Source organism: Stagnihabitans tardus, from assembly GCF_009925085.1.
Classification (GTDB): Bacteria; Pseudomonadota; Alphaproteobacteria; order Rhodobacterales; family Rhodobacteraceae; genus Stagnihabitans; species Stagnihabitans tardus.
On sequence record NZ_JAABNR010000008.1, the window covers coordinates 76,721 to 90,406 of the forward strand.

General features: G+C 67.0%; 12 protein-coding genes. 8 read left to right on the forward strand and 4 right to left on the reverse strand.

What is annotated here, in order from left to right; all coding sequences use genetic code 11:
* From GV832_RS09895 to GV832_RS09910, 4 genes are all read right to left on the reverse strand, one after another.
* A complete protein-coding gene (locus GV832_RS09895) occupies positions 1-1,086 on the reverse strand; it encodes an ABC transporter permease (protein WP_168774693.1) in 1,086 nt (361 codons plus the stop codon).
* Between the two features lie 107 nt (positions 1,087-1,193).
* Positions 1,194-2,879 (reverse strand): ABC transporter substrate-binding protein, encoded by a 1,686-nt coding sequence (locus tag GV832_RS09900; RefSeq protein ID WP_227754343.1) that lies wholly within the window; start codon positions 2,877-2,879, stop codon positions 1,194-1,196.
* 261 nt (positions 2,880-3,140) lie between these two features.
* Positions 3,141-3,932 (reverse strand): AraC family transcriptional regulator, encoded by a 792-nt coding sequence (locus tag GV832_RS09905; RefSeq protein ID WP_168774694.1) that lies wholly within the window; start codon positions 3,930-3,932, stop codon positions 3,141-3,143.
* 136 nt (positions 3,933-4,068) lie between these two features.
* The gene (locus GV832_RS09910) at positions 4,069-5,058 is read right to left on the reverse strand and encodes a tRNA (adenosine(37)-N6)-dimethylallyltransferase (protein ID WP_168774695.1); all 990 of its coding nucleotides are present in this window, start codon (positions 5,056-5,058) and stop codon (positions 4,069-4,071) included.
* Here GV832_RS09910 and pyrH point away from each other — a divergent pair.
* From pyrH to GV832_RS09950, 8 genes are all read left to right on the forward strand, one after another.
* Positions 5,057-5,785 (forward strand): UMP kinase, encoded by a 729-nt coding sequence (gene pyrH / locus GV832_RS09915; RefSeq protein ID WP_168774696.1) that lies wholly within the window; start codon positions 5,057-5,059, stop codon positions 5,783-5,785. The genes GV832_RS09910 and pyrH overlap by 2 nt on opposite strands.
* Before the next feature lie 180 nt (positions 5,786-5,965).
* Positions 5,966-6,532, forward strand: a complete 567-nt coding sequence (frr, locus tag GV832_RS09920) for a ribosome recycling factor (protein ID WP_168774697.1) — start codon at positions 5,966-5,968, stop codon at positions 6,530-6,532.
* 43 nt (positions 6,533-6,575) lie between these two features.
* Positions 6,576-7,253: a polyprenyl diphosphate synthase gene (gene uppS, locus GV832_RS09925; RefSeq protein ID WP_168774815.1), complete on the forward strand. Its 678-nt coding sequence runs from the start codon at positions 6,576-6,578 to the stop codon at positions 7,251-7,253.
* On the forward strand, positions 7,250-8,026 hold the full coding sequence (locus GV832_RS09930) for a phosphatidate cytidylyltransferase (RefSeq protein ID WP_168774698.1): 777 nt from the start codon (positions 7,250-7,252) through the stop codon (positions 8,024-8,026). The genes uppS and GV832_RS09930 overlap by 4 nt, the downstream gene beginning before the upstream one ends.
* Positions 8,026-9,192: a 1-deoxy-D-xylulose-5-phosphate reductoisomerase gene (dxr, locus tag GV832_RS09935; RefSeq protein ID WP_168774699.1), complete on the forward strand. Its 1,167-nt coding sequence runs from the start codon at positions 8,026-8,028 to the stop codon at positions 9,190-9,192. Before GV832_RS09930 ends, dxr begins: the two co-directional genes overlap by 1 nt.
* Positions 9,192-10,496 carry an RIP metalloprotease RseP gene (gene rseP / locus GV832_RS09940; RefSeq protein WP_168774700.1) on the forward strand — a complete coding sequence of 435 codons (1,305 nt, stop codon included), beginning with the start codon at positions 9,192-9,194 and terminating at the stop codon, positions 10,494-10,496. The genes dxr and rseP overlap by 1 nt, the downstream gene beginning before the upstream one ends.
* 121 nt (positions 10,497-10,617) lie before the next feature.
* On the forward strand, positions 10,618-12,978 hold the full coding sequence (gene bamA, locus GV832_RS09945; protein WP_168774701.1) for an outer membrane protein assembly factor BamA: 2,361 nt from the start codon (positions 10,618-10,620) through the stop codon (positions 12,976-12,978).
* Positions 12,978-13,562 (forward strand): OmpH family outer membrane protein, encoded by a 585-nt coding sequence (locus GV832_RS09950; protein WP_168774702.1) that lies wholly within the window; start codon positions 12,978-12,980, stop codon positions 13,560-13,562. The genes bamA and GV832_RS09950 overlap by 1 nt, the downstream gene beginning before the upstream one ends.
* Positions 13,563-13,686 lie beyond the last annotated feature (124 nt).

Genomic DNA, 13,686 nt, shown 5'->3' on the forward strand with positions numbered 1-13,686 from the left:
TCAGCTCAGCCTTATGCGGGGGTTGAGGAAGACATAGCCGATGTCGGAGATCAGCTGCGTCACGAGAACCACGATGACGGCGACGACGGAACAGCCCAGGAGCATGTCGATGTCGTTGTTGCCGGCGGCCGTCACCAGGGTCCAGCCGAAGCCCTTGTAGTTGAAGAGCGATTCCGCCACGACCACGCCATTCAAGAGCCAGGGGAATTGCAGCATGATGACGGTGAAGGGCGCAATCAGGGCGTTGCGCAGCGCGTGGCGGATCACCACGTCGCGGAAGCGCACGCCTTTCAGCCTGGCGGTGCGGATGTACTGCTGGGTCATGACCTCGGTCATCGAGGCCCGCGTCATCCGGGCGATATAGCCGATGCCGTAGAGCGCGATGGTCATGACCGGCAGGAAGAAGTTCCAGAAGGTGATGTCGTCCATGGCCGATGTGGCCGAGCCCTGGAAGAGCGTCTTCGACCCGATCACGCCCCATTCGTTCAAGAGGGGCGAGAGGCCGGTCATCGGCGAGGCCAGAAGCGCCACCAGGATCACGCCCGAGACATATTCCGGCGTCGCGGTCGAGGCGATGGAAAAGGTCGACAGCACGCGGTCCGTGCGGCTCCCCTCGCGCATGCCGGCGATGATGCCGATGATCAGCGAGGTGGGCACCATCACGATCATGACCCACATCATGAGCCAGCCCGTCGCACCCAGCTTGCCCGCGACCTCGTCCAGCACCGGGTTCTTGAAGACGGTCGAAAAGCCCCAGTTGCCCTGCAAGACGCCGCAATAGGTCGCAGCCTCGGCCGGGTCGCTGCCCTGGGGGATGCAGCGGCCGCGCGTCGTGCCCTTCTCGTCGGTATGGGTCCAGCCCGGCACCACGCCCAGCCATTCGCCATAGCGATAGACCACCGGCTTGGCGAAGCCGTTCTCGGCCAGCCAGACCTTCACCGATTCCTCGGTCATCCGCACCGACCCCTCGGAGCGGGCGAGCTTTTCCAGGTTGGGTTGCAGGTTGGTCAGGTAAAAGACCACGAAGGTCAGGACCAGCGCCGTCAGGGCCATGACCCCAAGTCGCCGGAGCACGAATATCAGCATCCCGCTCTCTCCTGTCCGGTTTCACCGGCGCATGACGCTTGATCCGGCAGGCGCCGGATAGAAAAAGGGCGGGGGCGCACTGGCGCCTCCGCCCCGGGATCAGCCGATCAGGCGAGCGACCACTTGTAGTGGTGGTGCTCGAAGGCCGGGTGCATGTCATAGCCCACGACATTCGCCTTCTGGTGATGGAAGAGCGAACGCCAGTAGGGCTGGATGATATAGCCCTCGTCCTGGAGGATCTGCTCCATGATCGCGGCCTGTTCGCGGCGCTGGTCGGCATCGGCCAGCGACAGGGCCTTGGCCATGGCGGCGTCGAAATCGGCATTGGCCATGCCGGTCTCGTTCCAGGAGCCCGTGGAGGTATAGGCATAAGCCATGTTCTGCACGGCCAGCGGGCGGTGGTTCCAGGTCGTGGAGGAGAAGGGATACTTCTGCCAGTCGTTCCAGAAGGTCGAGCCCGGCATCACGGTCCGCTTCACGTTCACGCCCGCTTCGCGCATCTGGGCCGCGATGGCGTCCGAGGTGTCGAGTTCAAAGCCGCCATCCAGCGAGATGAATTCGAACTCGGCATCCGCGAGGTTATACTTGGCCAGGATGTCCTTGACGCCGTCCTTGGTCAGGACCTGGGGCGGCAGTTGGGCATATTCCGGGTGGATCGGACCGGCATGGTGGTTCTCGGCGGTGGTGCCGAGGCCCTTGTAGCCCAGTTCCAGAACGACCTTGGGATCGACCGTCTTTTGCAGCGCCTGGCGGACTTCCTTTTCCTTGTAGAGGTCGGAGTTCGAGTTGAAGCGCGCCACGATGGTCGACATGGTCACGGCTTCGACCTTGGTCCAGCCGAGGCCGTCCATCTGCTCGATGAAGTCGCCGGTGGTCTCGTAGTTGGCGTCGATTTCTTCCGAGGCGGCGAGGTTCACCATGGCCGAGGGATCGGTGCCGAAGTCGATGTAGTGGATCTCGTCCAGCGGCGCGGTGCCACCCCACCAGGTGTGGTTCGGCGCGCGGACCAGCGTGGCCTTTTGGCCGACGGCGATTTCGCCCGGGACGTAAGGCCCGGTGCCGATCGGGGTGACCGAGGGATCATCGCCGTCCTTGAACGACCGGTGCACGATGGCGGCCGGATAGTCCGAGATCGAGGCCACGACCGCGATATCGGAGGCGTTCATCTTCAGCGCGACGGTCATGTCGTCGACCTTGACGATGGCGCCGTCACGCGGGCGGGTCACCATGACCGGCTCGCCCTTGTCGTTGACGGCGGGGGTGCCATCGGCGGCGGTGGCCTGGACGCTCTCGGTCAGGCCGGGGAAGCGCGAGGCCATGGCATTGCCCTCGACCGAGCCATCGCACCAGCGGGTGAAGTTGAAGACCACGTCATCGGCGGTGAAGTCGTCGCCGTTGTTCCACTTGACGCCCGGACGGACCTTGAGCGTGTATTCGGTGGCGTCGGCATTGGCCTCGAAGCTTTCCAGGAGCCGCGGCTCGAAGGAGCCATCGGGGTTGTACTGGACGAGATACTCCAGCCAGCCGCGATAGATGTTGGCGATCTGCGGCCAGTCGGCCAGGCGCGGGTCCTTCTGCGCCTTGACTTCCATGCCCACGCGCATGATGCCGCCGACCTTGGCTTCCTGCGCCACGGCCGGAGCCTCGGCGCCCATCAGCGCATAGGCGCCCGCAGCGGTCACGCCCAGGGCGGTGACGCGGGTCAGGAACTCGCGACGGTCGAGCTGGCCGGCTTTCAGCTCGGCCAGATGCATTTCGGCAGCGGGATGGAGCCCCATCTTCATGTCTTTCATCAGTCTCTCCCTGTCAGGCCCAGGCCTTTCGGCGACCCGGTTTTTCATTCTGGCACGGCGCCCGTTCCGGGGCGCGATTGCAATGGTATTCGGCCCGTTTTTCCCCGTCACGTCAACGCTTGGTTTCGTCGCATGGTATCTCATTTGCGACATCGACATGACGCGATGCCCCGGGCTGGGCAAATGCCGCGCTGCGGCGCAGGGATGGGGGGGATTCGCGCCCGGTGGCCGGGCCTCCGTTAGAACGGAATCGAATCGCCGTCAGAGCGAGCGGCGGAAGGCCGTCGGAGAGGCGCCGGTCAGGTGCTGGAAGGCGCGGGTGAAATAGGCGGCGGAGTGGAAGCCCAGGCTCTCGCCGATCTGGTTCACCGGCAGCTTGGTCTCGGCCAGCAGGCGCCGCGCCTCGAAGATGCGGCGGTCCTGCAAGAGGTCGATGGCCGAGCGCCCGCAGGTCTGGCGGCAGCAGCGCGTCAGGTGGGTGGCGGTGACGCCAAGCTCTGCCGCAAGATCGCCCACGCCGGCGCCGGAGCGGAAGCGTTCCTCCATCAGCTTGGTGAAGCGGGCCACCAGCTTGCGCGCCCCATCGGGCTTCAAGGTCTCGCCCGATTTGGCGGCCTGGCGTTCGATCCAGACGGCCAGGAGGCCCAGATGCGCGCGGGCGGCCTTGTCATGGCCGGGCGTATCGGCATCGAGCTCGCGCTGGATGGCGTCGAGCGTGACGTTCAGCTCTTGCTGGGCATGGACCTCGCGGATGCGCAGATGCAGCGGATCGGCGGGCAGGTCCAGCTCGGGCTCTTTCCCGAAAAACACGGCCGTGCCAAAGACTTGCGGACCGACCTCAAAGCCGTGCATGACCCCCGCCGGAATGAAGATCCCGTTGTGCGCCGTATAGCCGCGCGTCTGGCCCGCAATGGTGATCCGGCCCTGTCCCTTGGTGAACCAGAGGAAGCAGGCCTCCGAGAGGGTGCGCATCGCCTCGACACGCCAACGCCCACCGGCGGCAAGACGCGGGATGGCCACGAGGCGGAAACTGGGTGTGGAGGGCGCGGACATTCTGGCTCGCATCTTCGTGAACCTTACCGATAGCAAGGCATGGCCGCAGTCCCAAGCGAAAAAAGTGGCCAAAGCAGGGCGAGATTGCAACCTGAGGCGGAATGCCGCGCAGGCGTCACCCTGGGGTCACAGGGGCTCAGCCCGGAACGATCCCGCGCCAGGCGCCCATGCGGCTGCGAAACCAGGTCCTTTGCCGCTTGGCATATTGCCGCGAGGCGAGGATGGCCGCCGCCTCCGCCTCGGCCAGGGAGAGCTCTCCGCGCAGATGGGCGACAAGCTCCGGCGCGCCGATGGCCCGGGCCCATGGGGCCTGGGGCTGCCAATGGGGCAGGGCGGCGCGGGCCTCCTCCAGCGCGCCCTCCTCCAACATGACGGAAAAACGCCGGGCGATGCGGGCGTCGAGCCAGGGCACGGAGGGGCGGAACACCAGGGCCTCGGCAGCCTCCAGCGGCACGAGGGGCGCGGGCGTCGCCTCCTGCCAGGCGGCCAGGCCCCGGCCCGAGGCGCGCAGGACCTCCCAGGCGCGCTGCACCCGCATCGGGTTGCGCAGGTCGGTCTTCGCCGCCGTCTGGGCATCGAGCCCCGCCACCATGGCAGCGAAATCCCCCAGCCGCAGGGCATCGGCCTCGGCCCGGACCTCGGGCGGGATCTCGGGCACTTCGGCCAGGCCCTCGGTCAGGGCCATGAAGTAAAGCCCCGTGCCCCCCACGATCACCACGGGCCGGTCAAGAAGCCCCCGCACCTCGCGCAGCCAGTCCCCCACCGAATAAGGCACGCGTCCGACATGGCCATAAAGCGCATGCGCGGCCCCCGCCTCCTCCGCCACCGAGGGCCGCGCTGTCAGCACCCGCCAGCAGCCATAGACCTGAAGCGCATCGGCATTGACCACGACCCGCCCATCCCGCGCCGCAAGCTCCAAGGCCAGGGCCGACTTTCCGCTCGCCGTCGGCCCCGCGATCAGCACCGGGCGCTCTCTCGATATGGCTTTCAATTTGGCCCAAATATCTCCGGGGGTCCGGGGGCAGCGCCCCCGGCTGCGCGTGGAATCAGGGGCTGGCCCCCGGACGGTTGATCCTGCCGCCGTTTTGGCCCATTTTGCGGCCAAATCCAACCGAGGGGCAGCCATGACCGAACAAGAACCGAAAATCACCTACAACCGCGTCATGCTGAAAATCTCGGGCGAGGCCCTGATGGGCGACCAGGGCTTCGGTCTGCACCCCCCCACCGTCCAGCGCATCGCCGAAGAGGTCAAATCGGTCCGCGACCTCGGCGTCGAGATCTGCATGGTGATCGGCGGCGGCAATATCTTTCGCGGCCTCCAGGGCTCGGCGCAAGGCATGGAGCGGACCACGGCCGATTACATGGGCATGCTGGCCACCGTGATGAATGCGCTGGCCATGCAAGCGGCGCTGGAATCCATCGGGGTCTTCACCCGCGTCATCTCGGCCATCCCGATGGACCAGGTCTGCGAACCTTACATCCGCCGCCGCGCCGTCCGCCACCTCGAGAAGAAGCGGGTCTGCATCTTTGCCGCGGGCACCGGCAACCCCTATTTCACCACCGATACGGCAGCCACCCTGCGGGCCAACGAGATGGCCTGCCAGGCGGTCTTCAAGGGCACCAAGGTCGACGGCGTCTACAACAAGGACCCGAAAAAGCACGCCGATGCGGTGCGTTACGACACGGTTTCCTACGACGAGTGCCTCGAGAAGAACCTCGGCGTGATGGATGCCACGGCCATTGCGCTGGCCCGCGACAACAAGCTGCCCATCGTGGTCTTCTCCTTGGATGAGCCGGGCGGCTTCCGTGCGATCCTCTCGGGGCGCGGGACCTACACCAAGGTCGGGGGCTAAGCCCCACCCCGGGACGGTGCGTGCAAGCACGCACCCTACCGCGAGATAGCCGGGGTAGGGTGCGTGGTTCCACGCACCGCCTGCACGATTCCTGCACGCGCGCCCGCTATACCTGCGGGGCGCTTTCGCCTATAGAGACGAAAAACGCCCCCGCGAGAGGGGCTCGACGATGAGGACACCATGGCCCAGGACGATCTGGATATCGACACCGATGCGCTGCAGCGCCGGATGGATGGGGCGCTGAATGCGCTGAAGAACGAATTCGCCTCGCTGCGGACGGGACGGGCCTCGGCCTCGATGCTCGACCCGATCCAGGTCGATGCCTATGGCCAGATGACGCCGATCAACCAGCTGGGCACGATCAACGTGCCCGAGCCGCGCATGGTCGTCATCAACGTCTGGGACAAGGGTATGATCGCCAAGGTCGAAAAGGCGATCCGCGAGAGCGGCCTCGGCATCAACCCGGTCAGCGATGGGCCGCTCATTCGCCTGCCCATCCCCGAACTCAACGAACAGCGCCGCCGCGAGCTGACCAAGGTCGCCAGCCAATATGCCGAACACGCCAAGGTCTCGGTCCGCAACGTGCGCCGCGATGGCATGGACCAGATCAAGAAGGCCAAGGCCAATGGCATGGGCGAGGATGATCAGAAGATGTGGCAGGACGAGGTCCAGGAGATGACCGACAAATGCATCCTGGTCATCGACAAGATGCTGGAGACGAAATCCGCCGAGATCATGCAGGTCTGAAACAGTGACCTCTTTGCGCCCCGCCGAACATGTGGCCATCATCATGGATGGCAATGGCCGCTGGGCCACGAACAAGGGGTGGCCCCGCCTGGTGGGCCACCGCAAGGGCGCCGAACGCGTCAAGGAGATCGTCCGCTGCGCCCCTGACCTTGGGATCAAATGGCTGACGATCTATGCCTTTTCGACCGAGAACTGGAAGCGCTCGACCGAGGAGGTCCTGGGCCTCATGTCGCTCTTTGCGCGCTATATCGAGGACCAGGCCGACCGCCTGGCCTCGGAATCGGTGCGGATGCGGTTCATCGGGGATCGGTCGCGCCTCGATGCGCGGCTGCAAAAGCTGATGGCGGGGATCGAGGCGCGGACCTCGGTCTATTCGCGCCTGAACCTGACCATCGCGATCAACTACGGCGGCCGCGATGAGCTGCGCCGGGCCGTGGCGGGCATCGCGCGCGACGTGGCCTCGGGGAACCTCGCGCCCGAGGATGTGAGCGAGCAGCTGATCTCCTCGCGTCTGGACACGGCCGCCTTGCCCGACCCGGACCTGGTGATCCGCACCAGCGGAGAGACCAGGACCTCGAATTTCCTGCCCTGGGCTGCGGCCTATGCGGAATATGAATTCACCCCCACGCTTTGGCCCGATTTCACGCCCGAGGAGCTGGCCCGCATCGTGGCCCGCTTCGGCAACCGGGAGCGGCGTTTCGGCGGAGTTGTCTCGGCATGACATCGGGGCGGTGGGCGGACCTGGGCGTCAGGCTGGTCTCTGGGCTGGTGCTGGCGGGGCTTGGCGGGATCTCGGTCTGGTCGGGCGGGCTGGTCTTCGTCGTGATGACGGCGGTGATCTTCGCGCTGATGGCCTGGGAGCTGGCGGCGATGACCGACCGCCCGGCCAATCCGGGCTTGCGGCTGGTGGTGGCGGGGCTGGCGGGGGTCTCGATCCTTGCGGCCCAGGGCGGCTGGGTCGTGGCCCTGCTGGCCGCGCCCCTGGTCCTGGCCCTGACCCCGCGCAAGGATGCCAGGCTCTTGGGGGTCTATGGCCTGGCCGTGATGCTTTCGGCGCATGAGTTCATCGAGATCGACCAGCGCGGCGCCATCCTGATCGTCTGGCTGGTGGGCGTGGTCGTGGCCTCGGACATCATGGGATATTTCATAGGCCGCCTGGTGGGCGGGCCGAAGTTCTGGCCCAAGGCGAGCCCGAAGAAGACCTGGTCCGGCACGGTTGCGGGCTGGGTGGGCGCGGCCCTGGTGGGGCTGGCCCTGGTGATGAGCGGTCATGGGCAGCCGGCCCTGGTGCTCTTGTCGCCCCTGGTGGGCTTTGCCGGGCAGTTGGGCGACATCGCCGAGAGCCTCTTGAAGCGCCGGGCGGGGATCAAGGATGCCTCGCGGCTGATCCCGGGCCATGGCGGCGTGCTGGACCGTTTCGATGCGCTGGTCGGCGCGGTCCTGGCGGTTTGGCTGTGGCAATTGGTCCTGCCCCTGCCGATCGGGGGCCCGTGATGCGCAGGGTTTCCGTCCTGGGCGCCACGGGGTCTATCGGCGAAAGCACCTTCGACCTTTTGCGCGACGGGACCCACCAGGTCGTGGCCCTGACCGGGGGGCGCAATGTCGCGCGCCTGGCCGAACAGGCCCGCGCGCTTCGGGCTGAGGTTGCGGTCATCGCCGAGGAGGCGCTTTTGCCCGACCTGCGGGCGGCCCTTGAGGGCTCGGGGGTCGAGGCAGCGGCGGGGCCGCAAGCGGTGATCGAGGCGGCAAGCCGTCCGGCCGATTGGGTCATGTCGGCCATCGTGGGGGCTGCGGGGCTCGCGCCCGGCATGGCGGCCCTGGGGCAGGGGGCGACGCTGGCCCTTGCCAACAAGGAGAGCCTGGTGACGGCGGGGCCCCTGATCCTGTCCCATGCCAAGGCCCATGGCGCGCGCATCCTGCCCGTGGACAGCGAACATTCCGCCATCTTCCAGGCGCTGGCGGGCGAGGACACGAGGGCCCTGACCCGGATCATCCTGACTGCCTCGGGCGGGGCGTTGCGGGACTGGCCCTTGGAACGGCTCGCCTCGGCCAAGCTGAAGGATGCGCTGGCCCATCCCAACTGGTCGATGGGCCAGCGCATCACCATCGATTCCGCCTCGATGTTCAACAAGGCGCTGGAGGTCATCGAGGCGAAGGAGTTCTTTGCCGTCCGCCCGGATCAGATCGAGGTCGTGATCCATCCCCAAAGCATCGTCCATTCGGCGGTGGAGTTCCATGACGGCGCGATCATGGCCCATATGGGCGCCCCCGACATGCGCCATGCCATCGGTTACGCGCTGAACTGGCCCGAACGCGGCCCGCTGCCCGTGGCGCGGCTGGATTTCGCGACCCTGGGGCAATTGACCTTCCGCGCCCCCGAGCCCGGACGCTATCCCGCCCTGCGGCTGGCCCATGAGGTCATGGCGGCGGGCGGCATGGCGGGCGCGGTCTTCAACGCGGCCAAGGAGATCGCGCTGGACCTTTTCATCGCCGAACGCATCGGCTTCCTGCAAATGGCCGAGATCGTCGAGGCGACGCTGTCCCGGCTTTCAGGCACAAGTGATTTCCACGAGGCTCCACAAGGGCTTGAACAGGTGCTGGCGATGGACCATCTCGCTCGCAAGGCCGCGCATCAGATCGCGGCGCAAAGGGGGCTTTGATGGAAGTGATCGGCGTGTTGTGGTTTCTCGTGGCGCTGGTCGTCATCGTCACGGTCCATGAATATGGCCATTACATCGTCGGCCGCTGGTCGGGCATCAAGGCCGAGGTCTTCTCCATCGGCTTCGGCCAGGTGATCTATTCCCGCACCGACCGGCACGGCACGCGCTGGCAGATCGCGGCCATTCCCCTGGGCGGCTATGTGAAGTTCAAGGGCGACAGCGACGCCTCCTCGCGGCCCACGGCGGGCGGGCTGGAGGGGCTGTCGGCGGCAGAGCGGCGCCAGACCATGCAGGGCGCACCCCTCTGGGCGCGGTCGGCCACTGTGCTGGCCGGGCCCTTTGCCAATTTCCTTCTGGCCGTGGCGATCCTGGTGGGGCTGATCTTCTGGCAGGGCCTTCCGGTCAACGAGGTGCGCGTCGGATCGGTCGCGCCCATGGCGCAAGGCGTGTTGCAGGAAGGCGACCTGATCCAGGCCATCGACGGGCAGGAAACCCCGGATTTCACGGCCTTTTACACCGTGGCCGATGGGCTTTCGACCAAGCCCCGCGTGGCCTATCAGATCGAGCGGGCCGGCGCCGAAGTCACGGTCGAGGGCCCGAACCCCCTGCCGCCCCTGGTGGGCCAGGTCATGCTGAAATCGGCAGCCCTCGAGGCCGATCTGCGGCCCGGCGACCTGATCGTCAAGGCGGGCGGCCAGGACATCGCGAGCTTTGGCCAGCTTCCCGACATCGTCAAGGCGGGCGACGGCGCGCCCGTGACCCTGACGGTGCAGCGCGACGGGGAAAGCTTCGACTTGACCCTGACCCCGCGCCGCTCGGACCTGCCCAAGGCCGAGGGCGGCTTCGAGACGCGCTGGCTGATCGGGCTGAATGCCGGGTCGCTCTTCGAACCCGCGACCCGCACCCCGGGCGTGCTGGAGGCCACGGGGCTCGCCGTCGAACAGGGCTTCGGGCTGTTGAAGGTCAATGTCGAGGGCGTGGTGGCGATGCTGGCGGGCAAGATCTCGGTCTGCCGCAACCTCTCCTCGCCAGTGGGCATGGCCCAGGCCGTGGCCCAGGCGGCCGAGCAGGGGGCTGCGGCCTATCTGAGCCTTCTGGCGGTCTTTTCGCTGGGCATCGGCCTGATGAACCTGTTCCCGATTCCGGTGCTGGATGGCGGCCACCTGGTCTTTCACCTTTACGAGGCCGTGACGCGGCGTCCGCCCTCGGACCGGGCGATGCAGGTCTTGATGATGGCGGGGATCGCGGTGCTGGTCAGCATCATGCTTTACGCCGTGCTGAGCGACCTTGTCGGCTGCCTCTGACTTATCCACAGGGAAGTCCACAGGAAAGGCCGCCATGGGCCTCTTGCCGGGCGGGGCCTTTTTGACAAGGCCCGCTCAAGGGGCTAGTCAGGCAGGAATTGGGTGATGGCGGATCGGTAAGATGATGCGGAATGTGGGCGTTATGGGGCGGCTGGCCTCGGCTGTGGCGGTTGCGGCTCTGGTCGGGCTTGTCCTGCCCGAACCTCCGGTCTTTGCGCAGACCGCCGAGGAGCTGGGCCTGTCCATGGGTCTGCCGGACGAGCAGGTGCAACCCACCGTCGCCCCCGTGCCCCAGGGCTTTGTCGCCGACAGCGTCAGCATCAGCGGCAATGCGCTGGTGGATGGCGCCACGATCACCGCCTTCCTCGCCCTGCCGCGCGGCAAGGAACTGTCCCAGGCCGAGCTGAACGACGCCTGGCAGCGGCTTTTTGGCTCGGGGCTGTTCCGGTCGGTGCAACTGGTGCCGCAGGGCCGGGTCCTGGCCGTGACGGTGGTGGAAAACCCGATGATCGGCGAGGTCGATTTCCAGGGCAATGACGTGATCAAGGACGAAGAGCTGTCCAAGGTCGTCAAGCTGGCCGGGCGCCGGATCCTGTCGGTCACCCAGGCCGAGGCCGATGCGGCGGCCATCACCGACCTCTACCAGGCGCGCGGAAGGGCATCTGTCCGCGTCACCCCCAAGATCATCCGCCGCACCGCCAACCAGGTCGACCTGGTCTTCGAGATCATCGAAGGCAATGTGAACGAGATCGCCGAGATCACCTTCGTCGGCAACCAGGCCTTTTCGGATTACCGCCTGCGCCAGGTGCTGAACACCAAGCAGGCGGGCATCCTGCACCGGCTGATCCAGCGCGACACTTTCAACGAGGACCGGCTGGAGCTGGACAAGAAGCTCCTGGCCGATTTCTACCTGTCGCGCGGCTACCTGGATTTCCGCATCGTCGATGCCTCGGCCACCTATGCGCGCGAACGCGACCGGACCTTCCTGTCCTTCACCATCGAAGAGGGCCAGGCCTTCAAGATCGGCGCGGTCACCGTGGTCTCCGAGATCGAGGGGCTGGATGCAGAGGGCTTCCAGCGGGCGCGCAAGCCGCGCTCGGGGACGGCCTATTCGCCCAATGCCGTGCAGAACACGGTCGAGGCGCTGGAGACCATGGCCCTGCAACAGGGGCTGAACTTCGTGACCGTCGATCCGCGCCTGACGCGCAATGATGCGGCGGGGACGGTGGATGTGGCCTTCGTGCTGATCAAGGGCGAGCGCGCCTTCGTCGAGCGCATCGACATCGAGGGCAATACGACGACGCTGGACCAGGTGATCCGCCGCCAGTTCCGCACGGTCGAGGGCGACCCCCTGAACCGCCGCGACATCGCCCAGGCGGCCGAGCGCATCCGGGCCCTCGGCTTCTTCACCGATGTGGCCGTGACCCAGGCGCCGGGCAATTCGCCCGACAGCGCCGTGGTCAAGGTCGCGGTCGAGGAAGAGCCCACCGGCACGCTGACCCTGGGGGCGGCCTATGGCAAGGCCTCGGGCCTGGGGCTGAACATCGGCTATTCCGAGCGCAACTTCCTGGGCCGGGGCCAGGGGCTGACGGTGAACATCCAGTCGGGCTCGGACAATGTCGACAGCCGCATCGACTTTACCGAACCGGCGCTTCTGGGCCGCGATCTGTCGCTTGGGCTCCAGGCCACCTATGGGACGACCGAACACCCGAACAATGCCAATTACGACACGGTCATCGCCACCTTCTCGCCGAGCCTGACCTTCCCCATCGCCTCGAACACCAGGCTGCGGCTGAACTACAAGCTCTCGAGCGAGACGATCAGCAATGTGGACGGCGGCTCGACGCTTCTGGCGGCCGAGGCCGGGGAGAAGCTCTCCTCCTCGCTGGGCTACAGCGTCACCTGGGACACGCGGGGCACCGGGCTGAACCCCAAGGGCGGGACGCTGGTGCAATTCGGCCAGGATTTTGCCGGGCTGGCGGGCGATGTCCAGGCCGTGACGACCAATTTGCGCGCCGTGACCGAGACGAGGGTGCTCAGCGACGAGGTCACCTTGCGCTTCAGCCTCGAGGGCGGGGCCGTGACCTCGCTGGGCGACGATACGACGCGGGTCGTGGACCGTTTCTCGGGCATCGGCAAGATCCGCGGCTTCGAGGTTCGCGGCATCGGCCCGCGCGAGAATGACCAGGCCCTGGGCGGCAATCTCTTCGCCGTGGCCAAGTTCGAGAGCGAGTTCCCGCTGGGCCTGCCCGAGGAATATGGCATCACCGGCGGGGCTTTCGTCGACATGGGCTCGGTCTGGGGCTTGGACCAGACCGTGGCCGGGGTGGACGACGGCTTCCGCCTGCGCACGGTGGCGGGGGTTTCGCTGCTGTGGGATACGCCGATCGGGCCTTTGCGCTTTGACTTCACCAAGGCGCTGAAGAAGGAAAGCTACGACCGCGAGCAGACCTTCGACTTCACCATCTCGGCCAAGTTCTGATGCCGAGGCTCCTGCTGGCGGCTCTGCTGGCGGCGGGGCTTGGGTGCGGGATCGCGGCCGGGATCGGGGCCGGGGCTTCGGCCCAGACCACGGTGACCCCTGCGCCGCAGATCGCGACCCTGGACCAGGACCGGCTTTACAGCGAAAGCCGCTTCGGCCGCGCGCTGGAGGCCAAGGCCCAGGCCGCGAGCCAGGCCCTGGCCTCGGAGAACCGCCGGATCGAGGCGGAGCTCACGGCCGAAGAGACCGACCTGACGGCACGGCGCCAGAGCCTGACCGCCCAGGCCTTCGAGCCCCTCGCTGCGGCCTTCGACGCCAAGGTCGAGAAGCTGCGCGCCGACCAGGCCGCCAAGATCGAGGCCCTGAAGGCCGAGCGCGACGCCGACCGCCAGGCCTTTTTCGCCGCCGCAGTGCCGATCCTGGCCGATCTGATGCGCGAGTTGGGGGCCTATGCGATCCTGAACAAGCAGGCGGTGATCCTGTCCTTCGACACGATCGACATGACCGACCGCGCTATCGAGGCGCTGGATGCGCGGCTTGGCGACGGCACCGGCCCCAGGGATGAGCCCCCCGCCGCGCCCTGAGCCCCAGGGTGCGTGAGATCACGCACCCTACCCACGGCGTGCCCCTGGCGTGACCCGGGGCCCGGCCCCGAAGCCCCTGCGCTCCCTCCCCGCCGCGTAGCCCGGGGTATACCCCGGGTCTTCT